The 20,312-nt window shown below is 61.7% G+C and carries 12 protein-coding genes; 6 read left to right on the forward strand and 6 right to left on the reverse strand.

What is annotated here, in order from left to right:
* Positions 1-107: 107 nt before the first annotated feature.
* Positions 108-3,596, reverse strand: a complete 3,489-nt coding sequence (gene smc, locus BB029_RS21170; RefSeq protein ID WP_065940662.1) for a chromosome segregation protein SMC — start codon at positions 3,594-3,596, stop codon at positions 108-110.
* A 2-nt stretch (positions 3,597-3,598) separates the two neighbouring features.
* Positions 3,599-4,258, reverse strand: coding sequence for a GntR family transcriptional regulator (locus BB029_RS21175; RefSeq protein ID WP_027603706.1), 660 nt, complete (start codon positions 4,256-4,258; stop codon positions 3,599-3,601).
* Between the two features lie 280 nt (positions 4,259-4,538).
* Between BB029_RS21175 and xdhA the strand changes: the two genes are divergently transcribed.
* The 4 genes from xdhA to guaD all read left to right on the forward strand — a co-directional run bounded on the left by xdhA (position 4,539) and on the right by guaD (position 10,658).
* Complete coding sequence (gene xdhA / locus BB029_RS21180) at positions 4,539-5,987, forward strand: xanthine dehydrogenase small subunit (RefSeq protein WP_065940663.1); 1,449 nt, start codon at positions 4,539-4,541, stop codon at positions 5,985-5,987.
* On the forward strand, positions 5,980-8,379 hold the full coding sequence (gene xdhB, locus BB029_RS21185) for a xanthine dehydrogenase molybdopterin binding subunit (RefSeq protein ID WP_065940664.1): 2,400 nt from the start codon (positions 5,980-5,982) through the stop codon (positions 8,377-8,379). The genes xdhA and xdhB overlap by 8 nt, the downstream gene beginning before the upstream one ends.
* Positions 8,380-8,503: 124 nt before the next feature.
* Entirely contained in the window at positions 8,504-9,346 is an 843-nt protein-coding gene (gene xdhC, locus BB029_RS21190) for a xanthine dehydrogenase accessory protein XdhC (RefSeq protein ID WP_065940665.1), read from the forward strand.
* A 7-nt stretch (positions 9,347-9,353) separates the two neighbouring features.
* Positions 9,354-10,658, forward strand: a complete 1,305-nt coding sequence (gene guaD, locus BB029_RS21195) for a guanine deaminase (RefSeq protein ID WP_065940666.1) — start codon at positions 9,354-9,356, stop codon at positions 10,656-10,658.
* A gap of 127 nt (positions 10,659-10,785) precedes the next feature.
* On the opposite strand, the gene BB029_RS21200 is transcribed toward guaD, so the two are convergent.
* Positions 10,786-11,550 carry a GntR family transcriptional regulator gene (locus BB029_RS21200; RefSeq protein ID WP_003175499.1) on the reverse strand — a complete coding sequence of 255 codons (765 nt, stop codon included), beginning with the start codon at positions 11,548-11,550 and terminating at the stop codon, positions 10,786-10,788.
* 245 nt (positions 11,551-11,795) lie between these two features.
* Here BB029_RS21200 and BB029_RS21205 point away from each other — a divergent pair, with 245 nt between their 5' ends.
* Positions 11,796-12,986 (forward strand): benzoate/H(+) symporter BenE family transporter, encoded by a 1,191-nt coding sequence (locus tag BB029_RS21205; protein WP_065940667.1) that lies wholly within the window; start codon positions 11,796-11,798, stop codon positions 12,984-12,986.
* A gap of 37 nt (positions 12,987-13,023) precedes the next feature.
* Here the strand turns inward: BB029_RS21205 and BB029_RS21210 are convergent, their stop codons facing one another.
* On the reverse strand, positions 13,024-13,368 hold the full coding sequence (locus BB029_RS21210) for a YggL family protein (protein ID WP_010208515.1): 345 nt from the start codon (positions 13,366-13,368) through the stop codon (positions 13,024-13,026).
* 237 nt (positions 13,369-13,605) lie between these two features.
* On the opposite strand from BB029_RS21210, the gene dacB reads away from it, so the two are divergent.
* Positions 13,606-15,066, forward strand: a complete 1,461-nt coding sequence (dacB, locus tag BB029_RS21215) for a D-alanyl-D-alanine carboxypeptidase/D-alanyl-D-alanine-endopeptidase (RefSeq protein WP_027603700.1) — start codon at positions 13,606-13,608, stop codon at positions 15,064-15,066.
* 9 nt (positions 15,067-15,075) lie between these two features.
* Here the strand turns inward: dacB and BB029_RS21220 are convergent, their stop codons facing one another.
* Together BB029_RS21220 and rlmKL are read right to left on the reverse strand one after the other, a co-directional pair.
* Entirely contained in the window at positions 15,076-17,475 is a 2,400-nt protein-coding gene (locus tag BB029_RS21220; protein ID WP_065940668.1) for a GGDEF domain-containing protein, read from the reverse strand.
* Between the two features lie 141 nt (positions 17,476-17,616).
* Complete coding sequence (gene rlmKL / locus BB029_RS21225; protein ID WP_065940669.1) at positions 17,617-19,881, reverse strand: bifunctional 23S rRNA (guanine(2069)-N(7))-methyltransferase RlmK/23S rRNA (guanine(2445)-N(2))-methyltransferase RlmL; 2,265 nt, start codon at positions 19,879-19,881, stop codon at positions 17,617-17,619.
* Positions 19,882-20,312 lie beyond the last annotated feature (431 nt).

Here is a 20,312-nt window from a genome sequence, read left to right on the forward strand (position 1 = left end):
TTTACACCGTCTGTCAAAATGCCTTGAACAAATATGTCCATTTGCCACTTTCACCAGGCCGGTAAATCACCTGACATCGCGCTGAAAACTTTCTCTCATGGCCCAACTCAAGATTCCACCATCGCCATCGCTTCTTCCACATCCACCGCGACCAACCGCGAGCAGCCCGGCTCGTGCATTGTCACCCCCATCAACTGATCAGCCATTTCCATGGCGATCTTGTTGTGGGTGATATAGATGAACTGCACCGTCTGGGACATCTCCTTGACCAGTCGCGCATAGCGTCCAACGTTAGCGTCATCCAATGGCGCGTCAACTTCATCGAGCATGCAGAACGGCGCCGGGTTCAACTTGAAGATGGCAAACACCAGGGCCAACGCGGTCAGGGCTTTTTCGCCGCCGGACAACAAATGGATGGTGCTGTTCTTCTTGCCCGGAGGCCGCGCCATGATCGTTACCCCTGTATCGAGTAGATCTTCGCCCGTCAGTTCCAAGTAAGCGCTGCCACCACCGAAAACTTTCGGGAATAACGCCTGTAAACCGCCATTAATCTGATCAAAGGTATCTTTGAAGCGGTTGCGGGTTTCCTTGTCGATCTTGCGGATCACGTTTTCCAGGGTGTCCAGGGCTTCCACCAGGTCGGCGTCCTGGGCATCCAGATAAAGTTTGCGCTCGGACTGCTGCTGGTATTCATCGATGGCCGCGAGGTTGATCGCGCCCAGTCGCTGGATACGTGCGGCAATCCGTTCAAGTTCTTCCTCGGCTTCTTTCTCGTTGGCCTGGGCGGTCAAGGTATTGAGCACGCCATGCAAATCGTAGCCGTCTTCGAGCAATTGGTCTTGCAGGGCCTTGCGGCGCACGGTCAGGGCTTGCCATTCCATGCGCTGTTGTTCGAGCTGGCCGCGAATCAGCTGGGATTGCTGCTCGGCCTGGGTCCGACGTTTTTCTGCGTCGCGCAGTTCGCGGTCGGCGTCTTCCAGGGCGATCTGCGCGGTCTTGAGTTCTTCGTCGACGGTCATGCGCTTGTCGAGCAACTCTTCAAGCTTGAGGCGCAACTCTTCCAGCGGCGCTTCGCCCTCCTCCAGGTTGAGGCTCAGTTGCTCGCGCTTTTCGGTCAGGCGTTCGGACTGCATCTCCAGGCGTTCAAGGGCCTGGGCCGTGGACGCGTGCTGGGCCTTGAGCGAACCCAGGCGCACGGCCAACTGATGGGCGTGGTCCTTGTGCTGGCGGGCTTCCTGGCGCACGCGGTCGAGGCGTTCGCGCAAGCTGTCACGCTGGGCCAGCAGCAATTCACGCTGCTCGGTGTCCAGGGCCATGCTGTCGAGGGCCTCCTGCAACTGCAGGCGCGCTTCGCCGATCTGTTCGTGTTCCAGGGCGCGCTGCTCGCCCATCTCGGCCACTTCTTCGTCGAGGCGGGTGCGGCGCAGGGTCAGTTGCTCGGCCTTGGCTTTGCTCGCGGAAAGCTGGGCTTTCAATTCGCCTTGCTGGCGCGCTTCGTCCTGCAACAGGCGCCGCAGGTGCTCGCGGCCGGTCTCTTGCTGGCGCTGGGTGGCGCGCAGGGTTTGCAGTTCGGTTTCGAGGCTTTCCAGGGTGGCTTCGCGCTCTTCACGCTCGGCGATCAGGTTGACGATTTCCTGGCCTCGGGCCAGAACACCGCTTTCCGCTTCACTGGCGCGGCGCACCCGCAGGAAGTGGCGGCCGACCCAGTATCCGTCGCGGCTGATCAGGCTTTCGCCGCCCGCCAGTTGACCGCGCTGGGCCAAGGCCTGTTCCAGGGACTCCACCGGCTTGACCTGGCCCAGCCACGGCGACAGGTCAATCGCCGCTTCGACCTTGTCCAGCAGGCTGCCCGGCACTCGCGTGCCATCAGCGGCGGGGCTGAGCAAACGCAGATCGCCCTGGGCAAAACCGGCCAGGTCGAAGCCGCCAAAATCATCCACCAGTACGGCTTGCAGGTCGGCGCCTAGAACGGTCTCTACCGCCAGTTCCCAACCGGCTTCAACTTTCAAGCCTTCGGCCAAGCGCGGACGCTCGGCCAGGTGCTGGTCACGCAGCCATTCGGCGGTGCCGGTGCCTGGGTCCAATGCCGCTTGCTGCAAGGCTTCAAGGGAAGCCAGGCGGCCGTTAAGCCGCTGCAAATCGCCCTGGGCCTGCTGCTGGGCCTGGGTCGCCTGTTGCAGTTGCTGACGCAATTGCTCCAGGCGCTCCACTTGTTGTTCTTCGCTGGCTTCCAGCTCTTCCAGCGTCATTTCGCTTTCGGCCAGTTGCTCGCTGAGCTCCATGATCGCCGCGTCTTCCGGGTCGGCGGCAAGCAGCACGCGCTCTTCCTGCAGGCGACGCTGGCGCTCGGCCAGGCGTTCCATGCTGGTTTCCAGTTGCTGGATGCGCGACTGCTGCACCTCGGCCTGGCGCCGCGGTTCGGCGGATTGCAGGTTGAAGGCGTCCCACTGCTCCTGCCAGCCGTGCATGGTGGTTTCGGATTCTTCCAGCGCAGCGGCGGCCTCTTCGGCGGCGGCGTTGGTGATTTCCTGCTCGGGGGTGAGCATGTCCAGCTCTTCGCCCAACGTCAGCAGCAAGGTGCGGTCGTGGCCCAGGTGCGATTCGGTTTCCAGGCGCGCGCGTTCCGCTTCCTTCAAGTCATCCTGCAACTGACGCAGGCGCTGCTGGCCGTGCTGGATGCTTTGCTCGACGCGGGCAATATCACCGCCCACCGAATAGAAGCGGCCCTGCACCAGATTGAAGCGCTCGGACAAGTCATGGTGCCCGTCGCGCAGGCGCTCGATGGCGGCGTCGGCATTGCGCTGCTCGGCCACCAGCGCTTCAAAGCTGATTTCCTGGGTGCCGATGATCGCTTCGCGCTGGCCCACCTGATCGTTCAACGCCTGCCAGCGCAGGGCCGACAGTTGCGCCTTGAGCTGGCGCTCTTCGCCCTTGTATTCCTGATACTTTTCGGCCGCCTGGGCCTGGCGGTGTAGGCGCTCCAACTGGCGCTCCAGCTCTTCGCGCAGGTCGGTGAGGCGGGCGAGGTTTTCATGGGTGCGGCGGATACGGTTTTCGGTCTCGCGGCGGCGCTCCTTGTACTTGGAGATGCCGGCCGCTTCTTCGATAAAGTTGCGCAGGTCTTCGGGCTTGGCTTCGATCAGCTTGGAGATCATGCCCTGTTCGATGATCGAATAGCTGCGCGGGCCCAGGCCGGTACCGAGGAAAATGTCGGTAATGTCGCGGCGCCGGCACTTGGTGCCGTTGAGGAAGTAACTGTTCTGGCTGTCGCGCGTCACTTTGCGGCGGATCGAGATTTCCGCGTAGGCCGCGTACTCGCCGATCAGGGTGCCGTCGGAGTTGTCGAACACCAGTTCGATGCTGGCCTGGCTCACCGGCTTGCGGCTGGTGGAGCCGTTGAAGATGACGTCGGTCATCGACTCGCCACGCAGGTTTTTTGCCGAGCTCTCGCCCATCACCCAGCGCACGGCGTCGATGATGTTCGACTTGCCGCAGCCATTGGGCCCGACCACTGCCGCCATGTTACTGGGGAAGTTCACCGTGGTCGGGTCGACGAAGGATTTGAACCCCGCCAGTTTGATGCACTTGAGCCGCACGTTTAGGCGTCCGCCAACGCAGCGATGACCAGCGAGCTGCTGCGCTGGCAGTAGGCCGACAGCACCTGGCGGATTTGCTCCAGGTCACGGGCGAGTACGGCGGCGAGCAGTTGCTCGAACAGCGCCAGGTACTCGCTCATGGACGCCTTGCGCTGATCCAGGGCCAGGTAATAGGCACGGTTCATCGCCGGCTGCAGGTTCTCGACGGTTTCCTGCAAATACGGGTTGTTGGCGAAGGGGTACGCGGCGCGCATCACATTGAAGCATTCTTCGACAAAGGCGCGGATGTCCTGGCGCTCGAAATTGCTCACCAGGCGCTGCTGGATCTGGACGAACGGCGCCATGTCGGCCTGGGTCTGCCAGCCCTGGGCGACCGCATTGCCAAGCAGGATATACAGCTCACTCATCAGCGTGCACAGGCTCTGAACCTTGTGCGCCGTGAGCTCGGTCACATGGGCGCCACGGCGCGGCAGGATCGCGATCAGGTGGCGGCGTTCGAGGATCAGTAAAGCTTCACGCACGGAGCCACGGCTGACATTGAGCGCCAGCGTGACTTTCTGTTCCTGGATCCGCTCTCCAGGCTTGAGATCGCCGCGAATGATACGTTCGGCGAGGTGGTGAGCGATTTGCTCGGCGAGACTGTCCGGCGCCTTGAACGTCATGTTTTCCCTTCAAAATCGTCTATCGGTACAAGCGCGGCAGTGTAGCGCATTGGCCCGCTGATGGCGCTACGCCCACCGTGGCGAATTTGGCATGAAATAAGCAACGCTGAACACCCACACGCCCCCAAAAACGCCGGTTTCAGAAGACTGAACCATAATTGAAAGTGTTGTGATCGCATTTTCCTGACCTTCTGGTCAGAAAATCATTGACCGAAAAGTCAGACATGACTAGATTCGGCGCAAAGCGGTTAACAACAATAATGAGTCTGCGAGGCCTTCCGTGATCCAGTTTTTACTTAACCAGGAACTCCGTAGCGAGCACGCCCTGGACCCCAACCTGACCGTGCTCAACTATCTGCGCGAGCATGTGGGCAAACCCGGTACCAAGGAAGGCTGCGCCAGCGGCGACTGCGGTGCGTGCACGGTGGTGGTCGGCGAGTTGCACACCGACCCTCAGGGCGTGGAGCACATCCGTTATCGCAGCCTCAATTCCTGCCTGACATTTGTATCGTCGCTGCACGGCAAGCAACTGATCAGCGTCGAAGACCTCAAGCACCAGGGCCAACTGCACAGCGTGCAACAGGCGATGGTGGAGTGCCACGGTTCGCAATGCGGCTTTTGCACCCCCGGGTTTGTGATGTCGTTGTTCGCCCTGCAAAAGAACAGCGACGCCCCCGACAGCCAGAAGGCCCACGAAGCCCTGGCCGGCAACCTGTGCCGCTGCACCGGCTATCGGCCGATCCTGGCCGCCGCCGAACAGGCCTGCTGCAACAAACCGGTAGACCAGTTCGACAACCGCCAGGCCGAAACCATCGCCCGCCTCAAAGCCATCGCGCCGACCCAAACCGGTGAACTCAACAGCGGCGACAAACGCTGCCTGGTGCCCCTCACCGTTGCCGACCTGGCCGACCTCTACGACGCCTACCCGCAAGCCCGCCTGCTGGCCGGCGGCACCGACCTGGCGCTGGAAGTCACCCAGTTTCACCGCACCCTGCCGGTGATGATCTATGTCGGCAATATTGAAGAGATGAAACGCATCGAGGACTTCGACGACCGCCTGGAAATCGGCGCCGCCACTGCCCTCTCCGACTGCTACACCGCGCTGCACCACGAATACCCGGATTTCGGCGACCTGCTGCACCGCTTCGCCTCCCTGCAAATCCGCAACCAGGGCACCCTCGGCGGCAATATCGGCAACGCTTCGCCGATTGGCGATTCGCCGCCGCTGTTGATCGCCCTGGGGGCGCAGATCGTGCTGTGCAAAGGCGAAGTGCGCCGCACCCTGGCGCTGGAAGACTACTTCATCGACTACCGCGTGACGGCGCGCCAGGACAGCGAGTTCATCGAGAAAATCATCGTCCCCAAGGGCCACGCGCTGTTCCGTGCCTACAAGGTTTCCAAGCGCCTGGACGACGATATTTCCGCCGTGTGCGCGGCCTTCAACCTGAAGATCGACAACGGTGTGATCAGTGATGCCCGCGTCGCGTTCGGCGGCATGGCCGCCACGCCCAAACGCGCAAAACACTGCGAGGCGGTATTGATCGGCGCCACTTGGAACGCTGCCACCGTGGAAAAAGCCTGCGCTGCCCTCGCCGAGGATTTCACCCCGCTGTCGGACTTCCGCGCCAGCAAGGAATACCGCCTGCTCAGCGCCCGAAACCTGCTGCGCAAATACTTCATCGAACTGCAAACGCCGCACATCGAGACTCGGGTGACCGCTTATGTCTAACCATCACGCCGTGGAAAAAACCCAGGCCGAACTGGCCGCGCTGTTTGCACAGGACCTGACCTCCGGGGTCGGCCGCAGCGTCAAGCATGACAGCGCCGCCAAGCACGTATCCGGTGAAGCGCAGTACATCGATGACCGCCTGGAATTCCCCAACCAGTTGCACCTGTATGCGCGCATGTCCGACCGCGCCCACGCCCGGATCATCCGCATCGACACCGCGCCCTGCTACGCCTTCGACGGTGTGCGTATCGTCATCACCCACGAAGACGTGCCGGGCCTGAAAGACATCGGCCCGCTGCTGCCCGGCGACCCATTGCTGGCCATCGACACGGTGCAGTTCGTCGGCCAGGTGGTTTTGGCCGTGGCCGCCCGCGACCTCGACACCGCACGCAAGGCCGCGATGGCCGCCGTGATCGAATATGAAGACCTGGAGCCCGTGCTGGATGTGGTCGAGGCCTTTCGCAACAAGCATTTCGTGCTCGACAGCCACACCCACCAACGGGGTGATTCGGCCGGCGCACTGGCGACCGCCAAGCACCGCCTCCAGGGCACCCTGCATATCGGCGGCCAGGAACACTTCTACCTGGAAACCCAGATTTCCTCGGTAATGCCCACCGAAGACGGCGGCATGATCGTCTATTGCTCCACGCAGAACCCCACCGAAGTGCAGAAGCTGGTGGCCGAAGTGCTGGGCGTGTCGATGAACAAGATCGTCGTCGATATGCGCCGCATGGGCGGCGGTTTCGGCGGCAAGGAAACCCAGGCGGCGAGCCCGGCGTGCCTGTGCGCGGTGGTGGCGCGCCTCACCGGCCAGCCGACCAAGATGCGCCTGCCACGCGTCGAAGACATGCTGATGACCGGCAAGCGCCACCCCTTCTACATCGAATACGACGTGGGCTTCGACGACAGCGGTCGCCTGCACGGCATCAACCTGGAGCTGGCCGGTAACTGCGGCTGCTCGCCGGACCTGTCCAACTCGATCGTCGACCGCGCCATGTTCCATGCCGACAACGCGTACTACCTGGGCGATGCCACGGTGAACGGCCATCGCTGCAAGACCAACACCGCGTCCAACACCGCCTATCGCGGCTTCGGCGGCCCGCAAGGCATGGTCGCCATCGAGGAAGTGATGGACGCCATCGCCCGTCATCTGGCGCTGGACCCGTTGGCGGTGCGCAAGGCCAATTACTACGGCAAGACCGAGCGCAACGTCACCCACTACTACCAGACCGTCGAGCACAACATGCTCGAGGAAATGACCGCCGAACTTGAAGCCAGCAGCCAATACGCCGAGCGCCGCGAAGCGATCCGCCTGTACAACGCCCACAGCCCGATCCTGAAAAAAGGCCTGGCGCTGACCCCGGTGAAATTCGGGATCTCATTCACGGCGAGCTTCCTGAACCAGGCCGGTGCGCTGATCCATATCTACACCGACGGCAGCATCCACCTGAACCACGGCGGCACCGAAATGGGCCAGGGCTTGAACACCAAGGTCGCACAAGTGGTGGCCGAAGTGTTCCAGGTGGACATCGACCGCGTGCAGATCACCGCCACCAACACCGACAAAGTGCCCAACACCTCGCCGACCGCTGCCTCCAGCGGTGCAGACCTGAACGGCAAGGCCGCCCAGAACGCCGCCGAAACCATCAAGCAACGCCTGGTGGAATTCGCCGCACGCAAGTACGACGTGAGCGAAGCGGATGTGGAGTTCCACAACGGTCATGTGCGCGTGCGCGAGCAGATCCTGACCTTCGAGGCGTTGATCCAACAGGCGTATTTCGCCCAGGTCTCGCTGTCGAGCACCGGCTTCTACAAGACCCCGAAAATCTTCTACGACCGCAGCCAGGCCCGCGGTCGGCCGTTCTACTACTTCGCCTTCGGCGCGGCGTGCTGCGAAGTGATCGTCGACACCCTGACCGGCGAATACAAGATGCTGCGCACCGACATCCTCCACGATGTGGGCGCCTCACTGAACCCGGCCATCGATATCGGCCAGGTGGAAGGCGGTTTTATCCAGGGCATGGGCTGGCTGACCATGGAAGAGCTGGTGTGGAACACCAAGGGCAAGCTAGAGACCTGCGGCCCGGCCAGCTACAAGATCCCGGCGGTGGCCGACATGCCTTTGGATTTGCGTGTGAAGCTGGTGGAAAACCGCAAGAACCCGGAAGACACGGTGTTCCACTCCAAGGCCGTGGGTGAGCCACCGTTCATGCTCGGGATTGCCTCGTGGTGCGCGATCAAGGATGCGGTGGCGAGCCTGGCTGATTATCGCCATCAGCCGAAGATCGATGCGCCGGCGACACCGGAGCGGGTGTTGTGGGGGTGTGAGCAGATGCGCAAGTTGCAGACGGCGACAGCTGTCGAACCTGAAGCTGAAATGGCTTCGCTCTAGACCGAGGCGCTGCCATCGGGAGCAAGCCCCTCCCACATTTGGAATGCATTCCCATGTGGGAGGGGCGGTGCGACGATTCGACTTGCTCCCGATGACGGCCTGACAGACACCACAAGAGGTGACTATGAACAACTGGATCAGCGCCCTCGCCGACCTGCAGAACCGGGGAGAACCCTGCGTACTGGTGACCATCATCGAAGAGCTCGGCTCCACGCCGCGCAATGCCGGTTCGAAGATGGTGATCAGTGCCACGCAGACCTTCGACACCATCGGCGGTGGGCACCTGGAATACAAGGCCATGCAGATCGCCCGCGACATGCTTGTGCGTGGCCAGCAGAACACCCATCTGGAGCGCTTCAGCCTCGGCGCCAGCCTGGGCCAGTGCTGCGGGGGCGTCACCGTGCTGCTGTTCGAACCCATGGGCCAGGTGCAGGCGCAGATCGCGGTATTCGGTGCCGGCCATGTCGGCCGCGCGCTGGTGCCGTTGCTGGCGAGCCTGCCGTGCCGGGTACGCTGGATCGATTCCCGCGAGCAGGAGTTTCCGGAACATACCCCCCAGGGCGTGCGTAAAATCATCAGCGAAGAGCCGGTGGACGAAATTGCCGACCTGCCGGTGGGCAGCTACTGCATCGTCATGACACACAATCACGCGCTGGATCTGGAACTGACCGCCGCCCTGCTCAAGCGCAATGACTTTGCCTACTTCGGCCTGATCGGCTCGAAGACCAAACGCGTCAAGTTCGAACACCGCCTGCGTGATCGCGGCTTCGACGCCGCACAGTTGCAACGCATGCGTTGCCCCATGGGCCTCAGCGAGGTGAAGGGCAAGTTGCCGGTGGAGATCGCCATCTCCATCGCCGGCGAAATCATCGCCACCTATAACGCCAGTTTCGGCCAGCACACCGCGAGCGCCGAACCCATTGCCAAATTGCTGCCGGCCTCGCGCCGCAGCCAAGCTATCAATTGAGACGACCATGCCTTTGACTCGCAAAGCCTACCGTGCCGCCCTCCTGCACAGCATCGCCGACCCCGCTGAAGTTGGGATCGAAGCCTCCTACGAGTATTTCGAAGACGGCCTGCTGGTGATCGAAAACGGCCGGATCAGCGCCGTGGGCCATGCCGGCGACCTGCTGCCGAGCTTGCCTGCCGACATCGACATCACCCATTACCAGGATGCGCTGATCACCCCCGGCCTGATCGACACCCATATCCACCTGCCGCAGACCGGCATGGTCGGCGCGTATGGCGAGCAGTTGCTGGACTGGCTCAACACCTACACCTTCCCGTGCGAAAGCCAGTTCGCCGACAAGGCCCACGCCGAGGAAGTCGCAGATATTTTCATCAAGGAACTGCTGCGCAACGGCACCACCACCGCGCTGGTGTTCGGCAGCGTGCATCCGCAATCGGTGAACGCATTCTTTGAGGCGGCGGAAAAACTCGACCTGCGCATGATCGCCGGCAAGGTGATGATGGACCGCAACGCTCCGGACTACCTTACCGACACCGCCGAATCCGGCTACCAGCAAAGCAAGGCGCTGATCGAGCGCTGGCACGGTAAGGGCCGCCTGCACTATGCGGTCACCCCGCGTTTTGCGCCGACCAGCACGCCGGAGCAATTGGCGCTGGCCGGGCAACTGCTGGGCGAATACCCGGACCTGTACATGCAGACGCACATCAGTGAGAACAAGCAGGAAGTCGAGTGGGTTAAGGCGCTGTTTCCGGAGCGCAACGGCTATCTGGATGTGTACGACCACTACCAGCTGCTGGGCCAGCGCTCGGTGTTTGCCCACGGCGTGCACCTGTGTGATGACGAATGCGCACGGTTGGCGGAGACGGGGTCGGCGGTGGCGTTCTGTCCGACCTCGAACCTCTTCCTCGGCAGCGGCCTGTTCAACTTGCCGATGGCCGAGAAACACAAGCTGAATGTCGGCCTGGGCACCGATGTGGGCGGCGGCACCAGCTTCTCACTGCTGCAAACCCTCAACGAAGCCTACAAGGTCATGCAACTGCAGGGCGCGCGGTTGAGCCCGTTCAAGTCGCTATACCTGGCCACCCTGGGCGGTGCGCGGGCGCTGCGCCTGGAAGACAAGATCGGCACGTTGCAGCCGGGCACCGATGCAGACTTCCTGGTGCTGGACTACAACGCCACGCCGCTGCTGAGCTATCGCTTGAAGCAGGCCAATAACATTGCCGAGACGTTGTTCGTGTTGATGACCCTGGGGGATGATCGGACGGTGTTGCAGACCTACGCTGCCGGCCAACTCGTGCACCAACGCTGATCTGCGCCACGACACAAAACAAATGTGGGAGGGGGCTTGCTCCCGATAGCGGTGGATCAGGCACTTAATTCAGTGACTGACACTCTGCCATCGGGAGCAAGCCCCCTCCCACATTTTTTAATCGGGTTTACAGCTTGACTGAAGAACGCCCCGGCTTCTTGGTCTGCAACAGATGCGAGAACACCGCATGCAAATCATCCGACGCACTTTCCTCGTCGAGGTTGAGCTTGCTGTCGATGTGATCCATGTGATGCATCATCAAGTTCACCGCCAGCGCTGCGTCCCGTGCTTCGATCGCATCGATCAGTTGGGTGTGCTCATCGTAGGAACAGTGCGAGCGGTTGCCGCTTTCGTACTGAGCGATGATCAACGAGGTCTGGGACACCAGGCTGCGCTGGAAGCTGATCAGCGGCGCGTTTTTCGCGGCTTCGGCCAGCTTGAGGTGGAACTCGCCGGAGAGGCGGATGCCCGCTCCGCGATCGCCGCGGGAGAAGCTGTCGCGCTCGTCGTTGACCATCTGGCGCAGTTCGGCCAGTTGCTCGGCGGTGGCGTGCTGCACTGCCAGTTCGGTGATCGCCCGCTCTACCAGGCGCCGGGCCAGGAACACCTGGCGTGCTTCTTCCACGCTTGGGCTCGCCACCACCGCGCCACGATTGGGCCGCAGCAACACCACGCCTTCATGGGCCAGGCGCGACAGCGCGCGGCGAATGATGGTGCGGCTGACGCCGAAGATTTCGCCCAGTGCCTCTTCGCTCAATTTGGTACCGGGTGCCAGGCGCTGCTCGAGGATCGCCTCGAAGATATGCGCGTAGACGATATCGTCCTGGGTTCCGCTGCGACCGGCCTTGCCGGCTCGCGGTTGTTTCTTGAGAGGTTGCAACTGTTCGTTCATGGGCACTCGGGTAGGGAGAACGGCGGCGAATTAACGGTAATACGGCAACTTTAAGGTAATACGGCAACACGGGGTCGCTGGCAAGTATCACCTAAAAACAGCGCACATTGTACACAACCCACTGCGCCAACACACTGTACGGCTGTTTGCGGTGCCGTCTGTATTGCAATGAGTCGTTACGTTTGAGTTTAGGCTTGAATCTGCGCCGTCACCGGCAAACACCCAGGTAAAAGGAACACCTCTCCATGACCGACGCCACCCAAGCGCCCTTGCGCCCGCTGGCCGACACTTCTGCCTCCGCCGTCGTCGCCGGCTTTATCGCCATGATGACCGGCTATACCAGTTCCCTGGTGCTGATGTTCCAGGCCGGCCAGGCGGCCGGCTTGACCACGGCGCAGATTTCTTCATGGATCTGGGCGATTTCCATCGGCATGGCGGTGTGCAGCATCGGCCTGTCCCTGCGCTATCGCACACCGATCACCATTGCCTGGTCCACCCCCGGCGCAGCGCTGTTGATCACCAGCCTGGGCGGTGTGAGTTACGGCGAGGCCATCGGTGCCTACATCACCTGCGCGGTGCTGGTGGCGCTCTGCGGGCTCACCGGCAGCTTTGAAAAACTGGTCAAGCGTATCCCTGCGTCGTTGGCGGCCGCCTTGCTGGCAGGGATCCTGTTCAAGATCGGCAGCGAGATTTTCGTCGCTGCGCAGCATCGCACCGGCCTGGTACTGGGGATGTTTTTCACCTACCTGATCATCAAGCGCCTGTCGCCACGCTATGCGGTGCTGGCCGCATTGGTGATCGGTACCCTGCTGTCGGGGCTGATGGGCTTGCTGGACTTCAGCGGTTTCCACCTGGAAGTGGCGACGCCGGTGTGGACGACACCGCACTTCTCGCTGGCGGCAACCATCAGCATCGGGATTCCGTTGTTCGTGGTGGCGATGACCTCGCAGAACATGCCCGGCGTCGCCGTACTGCGGGCCGATGGCTATAACGTGCCGGCCTCGCCGCTGATCACCGCCACCGGCCTGGCCTCGCTGGTGCTGGCGCCCTTTGGCTCCCACGGCATCAACCTCGCGGCGATCAGCGCAGCGATCTGCACCGGCCCCCACGCCCATGAAGACCGTAATAAACGCTACACCGCCGCCATATGGTGCGGGGTGTTCTACGGGATAGCCGGGGTGTTCGGCGCAACACTGGCGGCACTGTTCGCAGCCTTGCCCAAGGAACTGGTGCTGTCGATTGCGGCCTTGGCCTTGTTTGGCTCGATCATCAATGGCTTGAGTATCGCCATGAATGAGCCGAAGGAACGGGAAGCGGCGCTGATCACCTTCATGGTCACCGCGTCAGGCTTGACGTTGTTTTCCATCGGGTCGGCGTTCTGGGGGATTGTGGCGGGGGTATTGACGCTGCTGATTCTGAACTGGCGCAAGGCATAAAAAAACGGCGACCCTCAGGTCGCCGTTTTTTTCAGTATCACTTAGCCGCGTTGATCGGCTTTTCCGGATACCACACGTCCAGCAGCGGGCTGACTTCAGCCTTGGTCAGCTCGGAACGGGTTTTCAGCCAGGCTTCGACGGCAGCGCGCTGCTCTTCGGAGACCGAGCCACGCTTCTGCAGGCAAACCAGACCGTAGTCGTCGCCGCCGACATAGCCCAGGCCGTTGGCTTCCATGGCTTCTTTGATGAATGCTTCGAGGAAAGCGTCGATAGCTTCTTCACTCAGGCCTTCTTTGAAGTCCAGGTTCAGTTCGAAACCCAGCTCTTGAAATTCATCAACGCACAGTTTTTTGCGCAGACGCTGGGAACGGTTAGTCGCCATTGGAACAATCCTCATAAGTAATAACGGGCGGCACTTTAGCAGTTTAAGGCGACGATTGCCCGACTCTCTGGGACGGGCGGCCGTTTGCTGTTAAAAAAACGCCGATTACCAGCTATCGTTCAGCTACAAGTGCCTTCACCTTGGGGCATAATGCCGACACTTTCATGACCATTGAGGGATTTTTCCTATTTACCCCTCGCCTTTTTCACCCTCCTCAGCAGTAGGGTTTTATTTCTTATGATCAAATCTTTGCGTCCATTGCTACTTGCCAGTTTTCTCCTGCCACTGGCCTTTTCCACCTCCGCGGCCCCGATCAACAATACCTTGCCTGCAAACGTCCAGCAGGCACTGGCCAAAGCCAAGCTGCAAAACACTGCACTGTCCCTGGTGATGATCCCTCTGAACGGCCCCGGCACCCCCACGGTATTCAACGCCGACGTCTCGGTAAACCCGGCTTCCACCATGAAGCTGGTCACCACCTATGCGGCCCTGGAAATGCTCGGCCCCAACCACCAGTGGAAAACCGAGTTCTACACCGACGGCACCCTCAGCGGTGGCGTGTTGCACGGCAACCTATACCTCAAGGGCGGCGGCGACCCCAAGCTGAACATGGAAAAGCTCTGGCTGCTGATGCGCGACCTGCGGGCCAATGGCGTGCAGCAAGTCACCGGTGACCTGGTGCTGGACCGCAGTTTCTTCAACCAGCCGCAGTTGCCGGAATTCAATGACGACGGCAACGACGAGAACAAACCGTTCCTGGTCAAGCCCGACGCCCTGCTGGTCAACCTCAAGGCCCTGCGCTTTGTGACCCGTAACGATTCGGGCCGCGTGCTCGTCTCGGTCGAGCCGCCGATTGCCAGCATCCGCATCGACAACCAGGTCAAGGCCTCCAACGCCAAGCAGTGCACCGGCGACGTACGCTACAACCCGGTCACAGGCGCCGATGGCAGTATGACGGTCACCGTCAGCGGCCAATTGGCCGATGGCTGCAGCTCGCAGACTTATCTGTCGTTGTTGGACCACGCCACCTACACCGCCGGTGCGGTGCGGGCGATCTGGCAGGAACTGGGCGGCACCATTCAGGGCCGCGATATCCAGGCACCGGTGCCCAAGGATGCCAAGGTACTGGCCCGCGCCTTTTCGCCGGACCTGGCGGAAATCATCCGTGACATCAACAAATACAGTAACAACACCATGGCCCAGCAATTGTTCCTGAGCCTGGGCGCGCAGTTCCGCAACGATGCCGACGGCGACGATGCCAAGGCCGCGCAACGTGTGGTGCGCCAGTGGCTGGCGAAAAAAGGCATCACCGCGCCACACCTGGTGATGGAGAACGGTTCGGGCCTGTCCCGTGCCGAACGGGTCAGCGCCCGCGAAATGGCCGCCATGCTGCAAGCCGCCTGGAAAAGCCCCTACGCGGCGGAATACATCAGCTCGATGCCGATCGCCGGCACCGACGGCACCATGCGCAAACGCCTGAAGACCACCGCGATGCGCGGCGAAGCCCACGTCAAGACCGGTACCTTGAACACCGTGCGCGCCATTGCCGGGTTCAGCCGCGACAACAATGGCAACACCTGGGCGGTGGTGGCGATCCTCAACGATCCGAAGCCGTGGGGCGCGTCGTCGGTGCTGGACCAGGTGCTGCTGGATCTGTACCGCCAGCCAAAACTGGCGGCGGCGGCTCCCGTCCTATAGGAGCGGGCATCAGGCCCGCGCCCTCTCGGCCTCCACCCGGTCCCTGCCCGCCTGCTTGGCCACGTACACCGCCGAGTCGGCACGCAACAACAGGCCATCGATGCCTTCATCCACCCGCCAGCTGGCCACACCAAAGCTGGCGGTGACAATGCCCACCGGTTCCATCGGCAGGCTACGCAGGGATTGCCACAACTCCATCGCCAAGCTGTAGGCCTGCTCACCATCGGTGTTGGGGCACAGCACCATGAACTCCTCGCCCCCCAGGCGGCAGAATACATCGGTGCGGCGCAGACGCTGACTGATGCGCTTACACAACTCCTGCAACACCCCATCGCCAACCGCATGCCCGTGCTGGTCATTGATCCGCTTGAAATGATCGATATCGAGCATGATCACCGACAGCGCCCCACTGGTCCGGTTAAGCCTCGCCATCTCGGCCCTGAGGCGGTCCTGGAAATAGCGACGGTTGTGAATCCCAGTCAGGGAATCTGTGATGGACAGCGCGCGCAGTTCTTCTTCCACTCGCTTCAAATCGGAAATGTCCGACACATAGCCATGCCACAGCGTACCGCCTCCCGGTAATTCCTCCGGGGTGGCCTCGCCGCGAATCCAGCGTAAACCCCGTTGCGGCAACTGCACCCGGTACTCTTCGCGCCAATGGCTCAACTGCAATGCCGACAGGCGAATCGAGGCCCGCACCCGCTCCGCGTCCAGCGGGTGGATTCGCTCGAAGACCTTCGTCGCATCCCGCTGCAACGCGCTGACCTCGATTTCATAGATATCGCGCATGCCGTCGCTGGCGTAGATAAAGCGCCAGTTATCCTGGGGTTCCAGGGTGAATTGGAAGATCCCCCCGGGTACGTGGGCACTGAGTTTCTTGAGCAGGCGGTCCCGCGCCGCCAGGGCCTCGTAGGCGCGTTTCTGCTCGGTGACGTCCAGGTAAATCGCGAGGTACCCGACCCACAGGCCATGGTCATCCAGCAAGACGGTGGCCAACATGTTCACAATCAACTGACTGCCATCCTGGCGGATCAAGGTCCACTCCCGGGCTTCGTGCAGGTTGTCGGGGCTTTCCACCAGCATCGCCTGGTTCGCCGGGATACGCTTGCCCAAGGTCACGCTCAGGCTCGCGGAACGTGCCTCCAACTCCAACGCCAAGTGCAGGCTTTCCAGGGTCAGCTTGCCCACCACCTGCTCGGCCTCGTACCCCAGCATCTGCTCGGCACCGGCGTTGAAGGTGTTGATCACACCGCGCAAGTCAGTGGCAATGATCGCCACTTGGGTAGCGGCGTTGAGTACGCTGCGCAACTGGCCATGGGCACCCCGTAGTTCCTGCTCACGCAAGCGCAACTGCACAGTGCGTTGCTCCACCAGTTTCAACGCACGCTGGCGCTGGCTCACCAGCACATAGAGCAAGGCGCTGAGCAGCAGGCTGAGTAGGCTACCCATGGTCAGGATCGTGGACAGCGAGGAATAGTTGGCCTGCTCGAACACCTTGCTCGGGCGCAGGCTCAGGGCGTACACATGATCGCCCAGGGTCAGGCGACGCGCGCCAGCAAGGTCACTGTTGGCCACGGCATTGCCGGACTCGAAGAGCACGCGCTTTTGCAGGTCGGAGGTGTCGACGATCTGCATCACCAGGTTGTCCCGCTCCGCTTTGGGCAAGCCGTCGGCGACCAACTGGCGCATGCTGATCACCGCCATCACGTAACCGTATGGCTCATTTGGGGACGGCTCGGAGGTGGGCAGGTGACTCACCGGCGCGACCAGTAATACACCCGTGACATAAGCCGGCTCGACCCCCACCAACTGCATGGGTTGGGACACCGCCAACTTGCCGCTCTTTTGCGCCCGCTCAAGGGCCGAGCGCCGCAGGGGCTGGGCCAACAGATCAAAACCCAGGGGCGACCCCAGCAGGCTTTGAGTCTGGCTGTAGAGCACCGGAACGTATTCATCACGCTCGGGCGCCGGGGCCAGTTCGCCGGCGCTATTAAGTTCACGGATAACAAAGGGTACCCCACGCAGGCGGGACACCTCTTGTTCAAATTGGCTGCGCTGTTCGCGAAACACACGGGGTGCCCAGGCGTAGGCCCGGGCGCGCAACAGTAACGGCTGGGCAAAGCCGTCGAACTCCTCGCGGGATACAACATCGGAATTGACGAAGAACCGCCGCAGGCTGTTCAGGCGTTGTTCCTGATCCTCGAAGCGTTCCTGCAAGCGGGTGTAACGCTCGTTGACCAGCAACTGAAAGCGCTGGCGAACCTGTTGCTGATAGAGGTCGGAGGCCGCCCAGGCGACGATGGCCGTCAGCGCAAAACCCGCCAATAACACCACCAACGCCACCAGCCAAGCCGACGCCTGTTCACTGATAAAGCCTAGGATTTTCGGGCGAACGGCTTGCAACGGCATAGGCAACACTCACAACGCCAGCGTGCGGGGGGTGTCACTTTGGCTAGGCCTTAAGTTATAGCCATCGGCCCAGGGTTTGACCAGCGTAAAAAAGCCGCAAGCCCGGAATAGTCCAGGCTTGCGGCTTTTTCGTGGCGGCGATCAGCGAGCAGTGATTTTCCACGCCCGGTGGATCTTCGCATTACGCGCAAAATCCGGATCGAGGGTCTTGTCGCTGATTTCCTCGACCGCATAGCGTTCGCTGAGATTGTCCTCCAGCTGGAACTTGCGGAAGTTGTTCGAGAAGTACAGCACGCCACCCGGTGCCAGGCGCGCCATGGCCAGGTCAAGCAACTGCACGTGGTCGCGCTGCACGTCGAAGATGCCTTCCATGCGCTTGGAGTTGGAGAAGGTCGGCGGGTCGATGAAGATCATGTCGAACTCATCGCGGCTGGCCTCCAGCCAGGCCATCACATCGCCCTGCTCCAGGCGGTTCTTGTCGGAGAAACCGTTGAGCGAGAAGTTGCGACGTGCCCAATCCAGGTAGGTCTTGGACAGGTCGACACTGGTGGTGCTGCGCGCGCCGCCCTTGGCTGCGTGCACACTGGCGGTGGCGGTGTAGCAATACAGGTTGAGGAAACGCTTGCCGGCCGCTTCCTTCTGGATACGCATGCGCATCGGACGGTGGTCGAGGAACAGACCGGTGTCCAGGTAGTCGGTGAGGTTGACCAGCAGCTTCACGCCGCCTTCGCTGACCTCGGTGAACTTGCCCTGGGCACTCTGGCGCTCGTATTGCTTGGTACCGCTCTGGCGCTCGCGACGCTTGACCACCACGCGGCTCTTGTCGATGTTCAGCGCCTGGGGAATGGCCGCCAGGGCGTCGAACATGCGGGCCGAGGCTTTTTCCGGATCGATGGATTTTGGCGCAGCGTATTCCTGCACGTGGACCCAGTCGTGGTACAGGTCGATGGCCATGGAGTATTCAGGCATATCGGCATCGTAGACGCGGTAGCAATCCACCCCTTCACGCTTGGCCCACTTGCCCAGCAGCTTGAGGTTCTTTTGCAGGCGGTTGGCGAACATCTGCCCGCCTTCGCTCAGGCGCGCCTGCTCGACCACGGGGGCCGGGGCGGGCTTGATCGGGTTGCCGTTCTTGTTGTACTGGCGCTCCTGCGGCTCGGCCGGAGCCTGGTCGTAAACCGCCTGCTCACGTTCGGCCTGGCGCTGTTCCGGGGTACGGCGCTCGCCGGTGACGAACTGATCCGGGTTGACCTTGATCAGCAGCAACTTGCACGGCAATGCGCCATTCCAGAACGAATACTGCTTGTGGCTGCGGATCCCCATGCGCTTGCCCAGGTCCGGCGCGCCGGTGAACACCGCCGCTTCCCAGCCCATGCACGCCTGGCGCAGACGCTCGCCGAGGTTCTGGTAGAGGTACAACAGGCTGGCTTCGTCACCCAAGCGCTCGCCGTAGGGCGGGTTGCAGATCACCAGGCCTTTCTGGTTCTGGTCCGGGCGCGGCTCGAAGGTGCCGACTTCGCCCTGGTACACCTTGATCCAGTGGCTCAGGCCGGCGCGCTCGATATTGTTGCGGGCGGGCTGGATCAGGCGCGGGTCGGCTTCGTAGCCCCGCACCCACAACGGCGGCTTGTTCATGCCAATGGCCGCGCGTTCAGTGGCTTCGGCGTGGAGTTTTTTCCACAGCGCCGGGACGTGGCCGAGCCAGGTGGTGAAGCCCCACAATTCGCGATTGAGGTTAGGTGCCATGTCGGCGGCAATCATCGCGCCTTCCACCAGGAAGGTGCCCACGCCGCACATCGGGTCAGTCAGCGCGCCGCCTTCGGCAGCAATGCGCGGCCAGCCGGCACGAATCAGGATCGCCGCCGCGAGGTTTTCCTTCAACGGCGCGGCGCCCTGCTGCAGGCGGTAGCCGCGCTGGTGCAGGCTGTGGCCGGACAGGTCGAGGGACAGGATGGCTTCGCCACGGTCCAGGCGCAGGTGGATGCGCAGGTCGGGGTTGATCTTGTCGATGGACGGGCGTTCGCCGGTCGGGGTACGCAGCTTGTCGACGATCGCATCCTTGACCTTCAGCGCGCCGAAGTGGGTGTTGTCGATGCCTGAGCCGTGACCGCTGAATTCCACCGCCAGGGTACCGTCAGAGACCATGTGATCGGCCCATTCAATATCCAGCACGCCGTGGTAGAGGTCTTCGGCGTCCTTCATCGGGAAGCGCTTGAGCACCAGCAACACACGGTTGGCCAGGCGCGACCAGAGACACAGGCGATAGGCGGTTTCCATGTCGGCCATGCCGCGCACGGCCGAGGTGTGCTCGCGGGCTTCCTCAAGGCCAAGCCCGACGGCTTCCTCGATCAGCAGGCCTTCGAGGCCCTTGGGGCAGGTGAGGAAGAGTTCAAAACGGTCCGACATGGGGCATTCCAGGCTTTTCAGCAATAAGTGAACGGGCGACGCATCGCCGGTTCGGTTTTCAATCAAGCACTTTTCTTGAAGAGTGCCCGCGTGGCACGAATGTGCCGTTCCACCCCGTCTGACGGGCCTTGGAGCCTTTATTGACGGGGCAGAGAGAGAATTTGACGCAACAAAAAGAAATATTCCGACCCTTCGTCGAATAATAACCGACTGCAACCGGCGGACATTCTCACTAAAGGATTAAACCCATCCTCTTTGCAGGGTGCATCATAGCTGGCTTTGCCCAACAAATGGGGCGAAAAGCCATCCCAGCTTATGGCTATAGCATCGTTATCGTTACGTGCTTATGACAAAACGATCATTGAATCCATGTGACCTATTGGTTAGAACTCAACACAGGTTGGCGCCGCAACGACGCCGACACATAGGCT

The sequence above is a fragment of the Pseudomonas sp. S3E12 genome (genome assembly GCF_001702295.1).
GTDB lineage: Bacteria > Pseudomonadota > Gammaproteobacteria > Pseudomonadales > Pseudomonadaceae > Aquipseudomonas > Aquipseudomonas marginalis.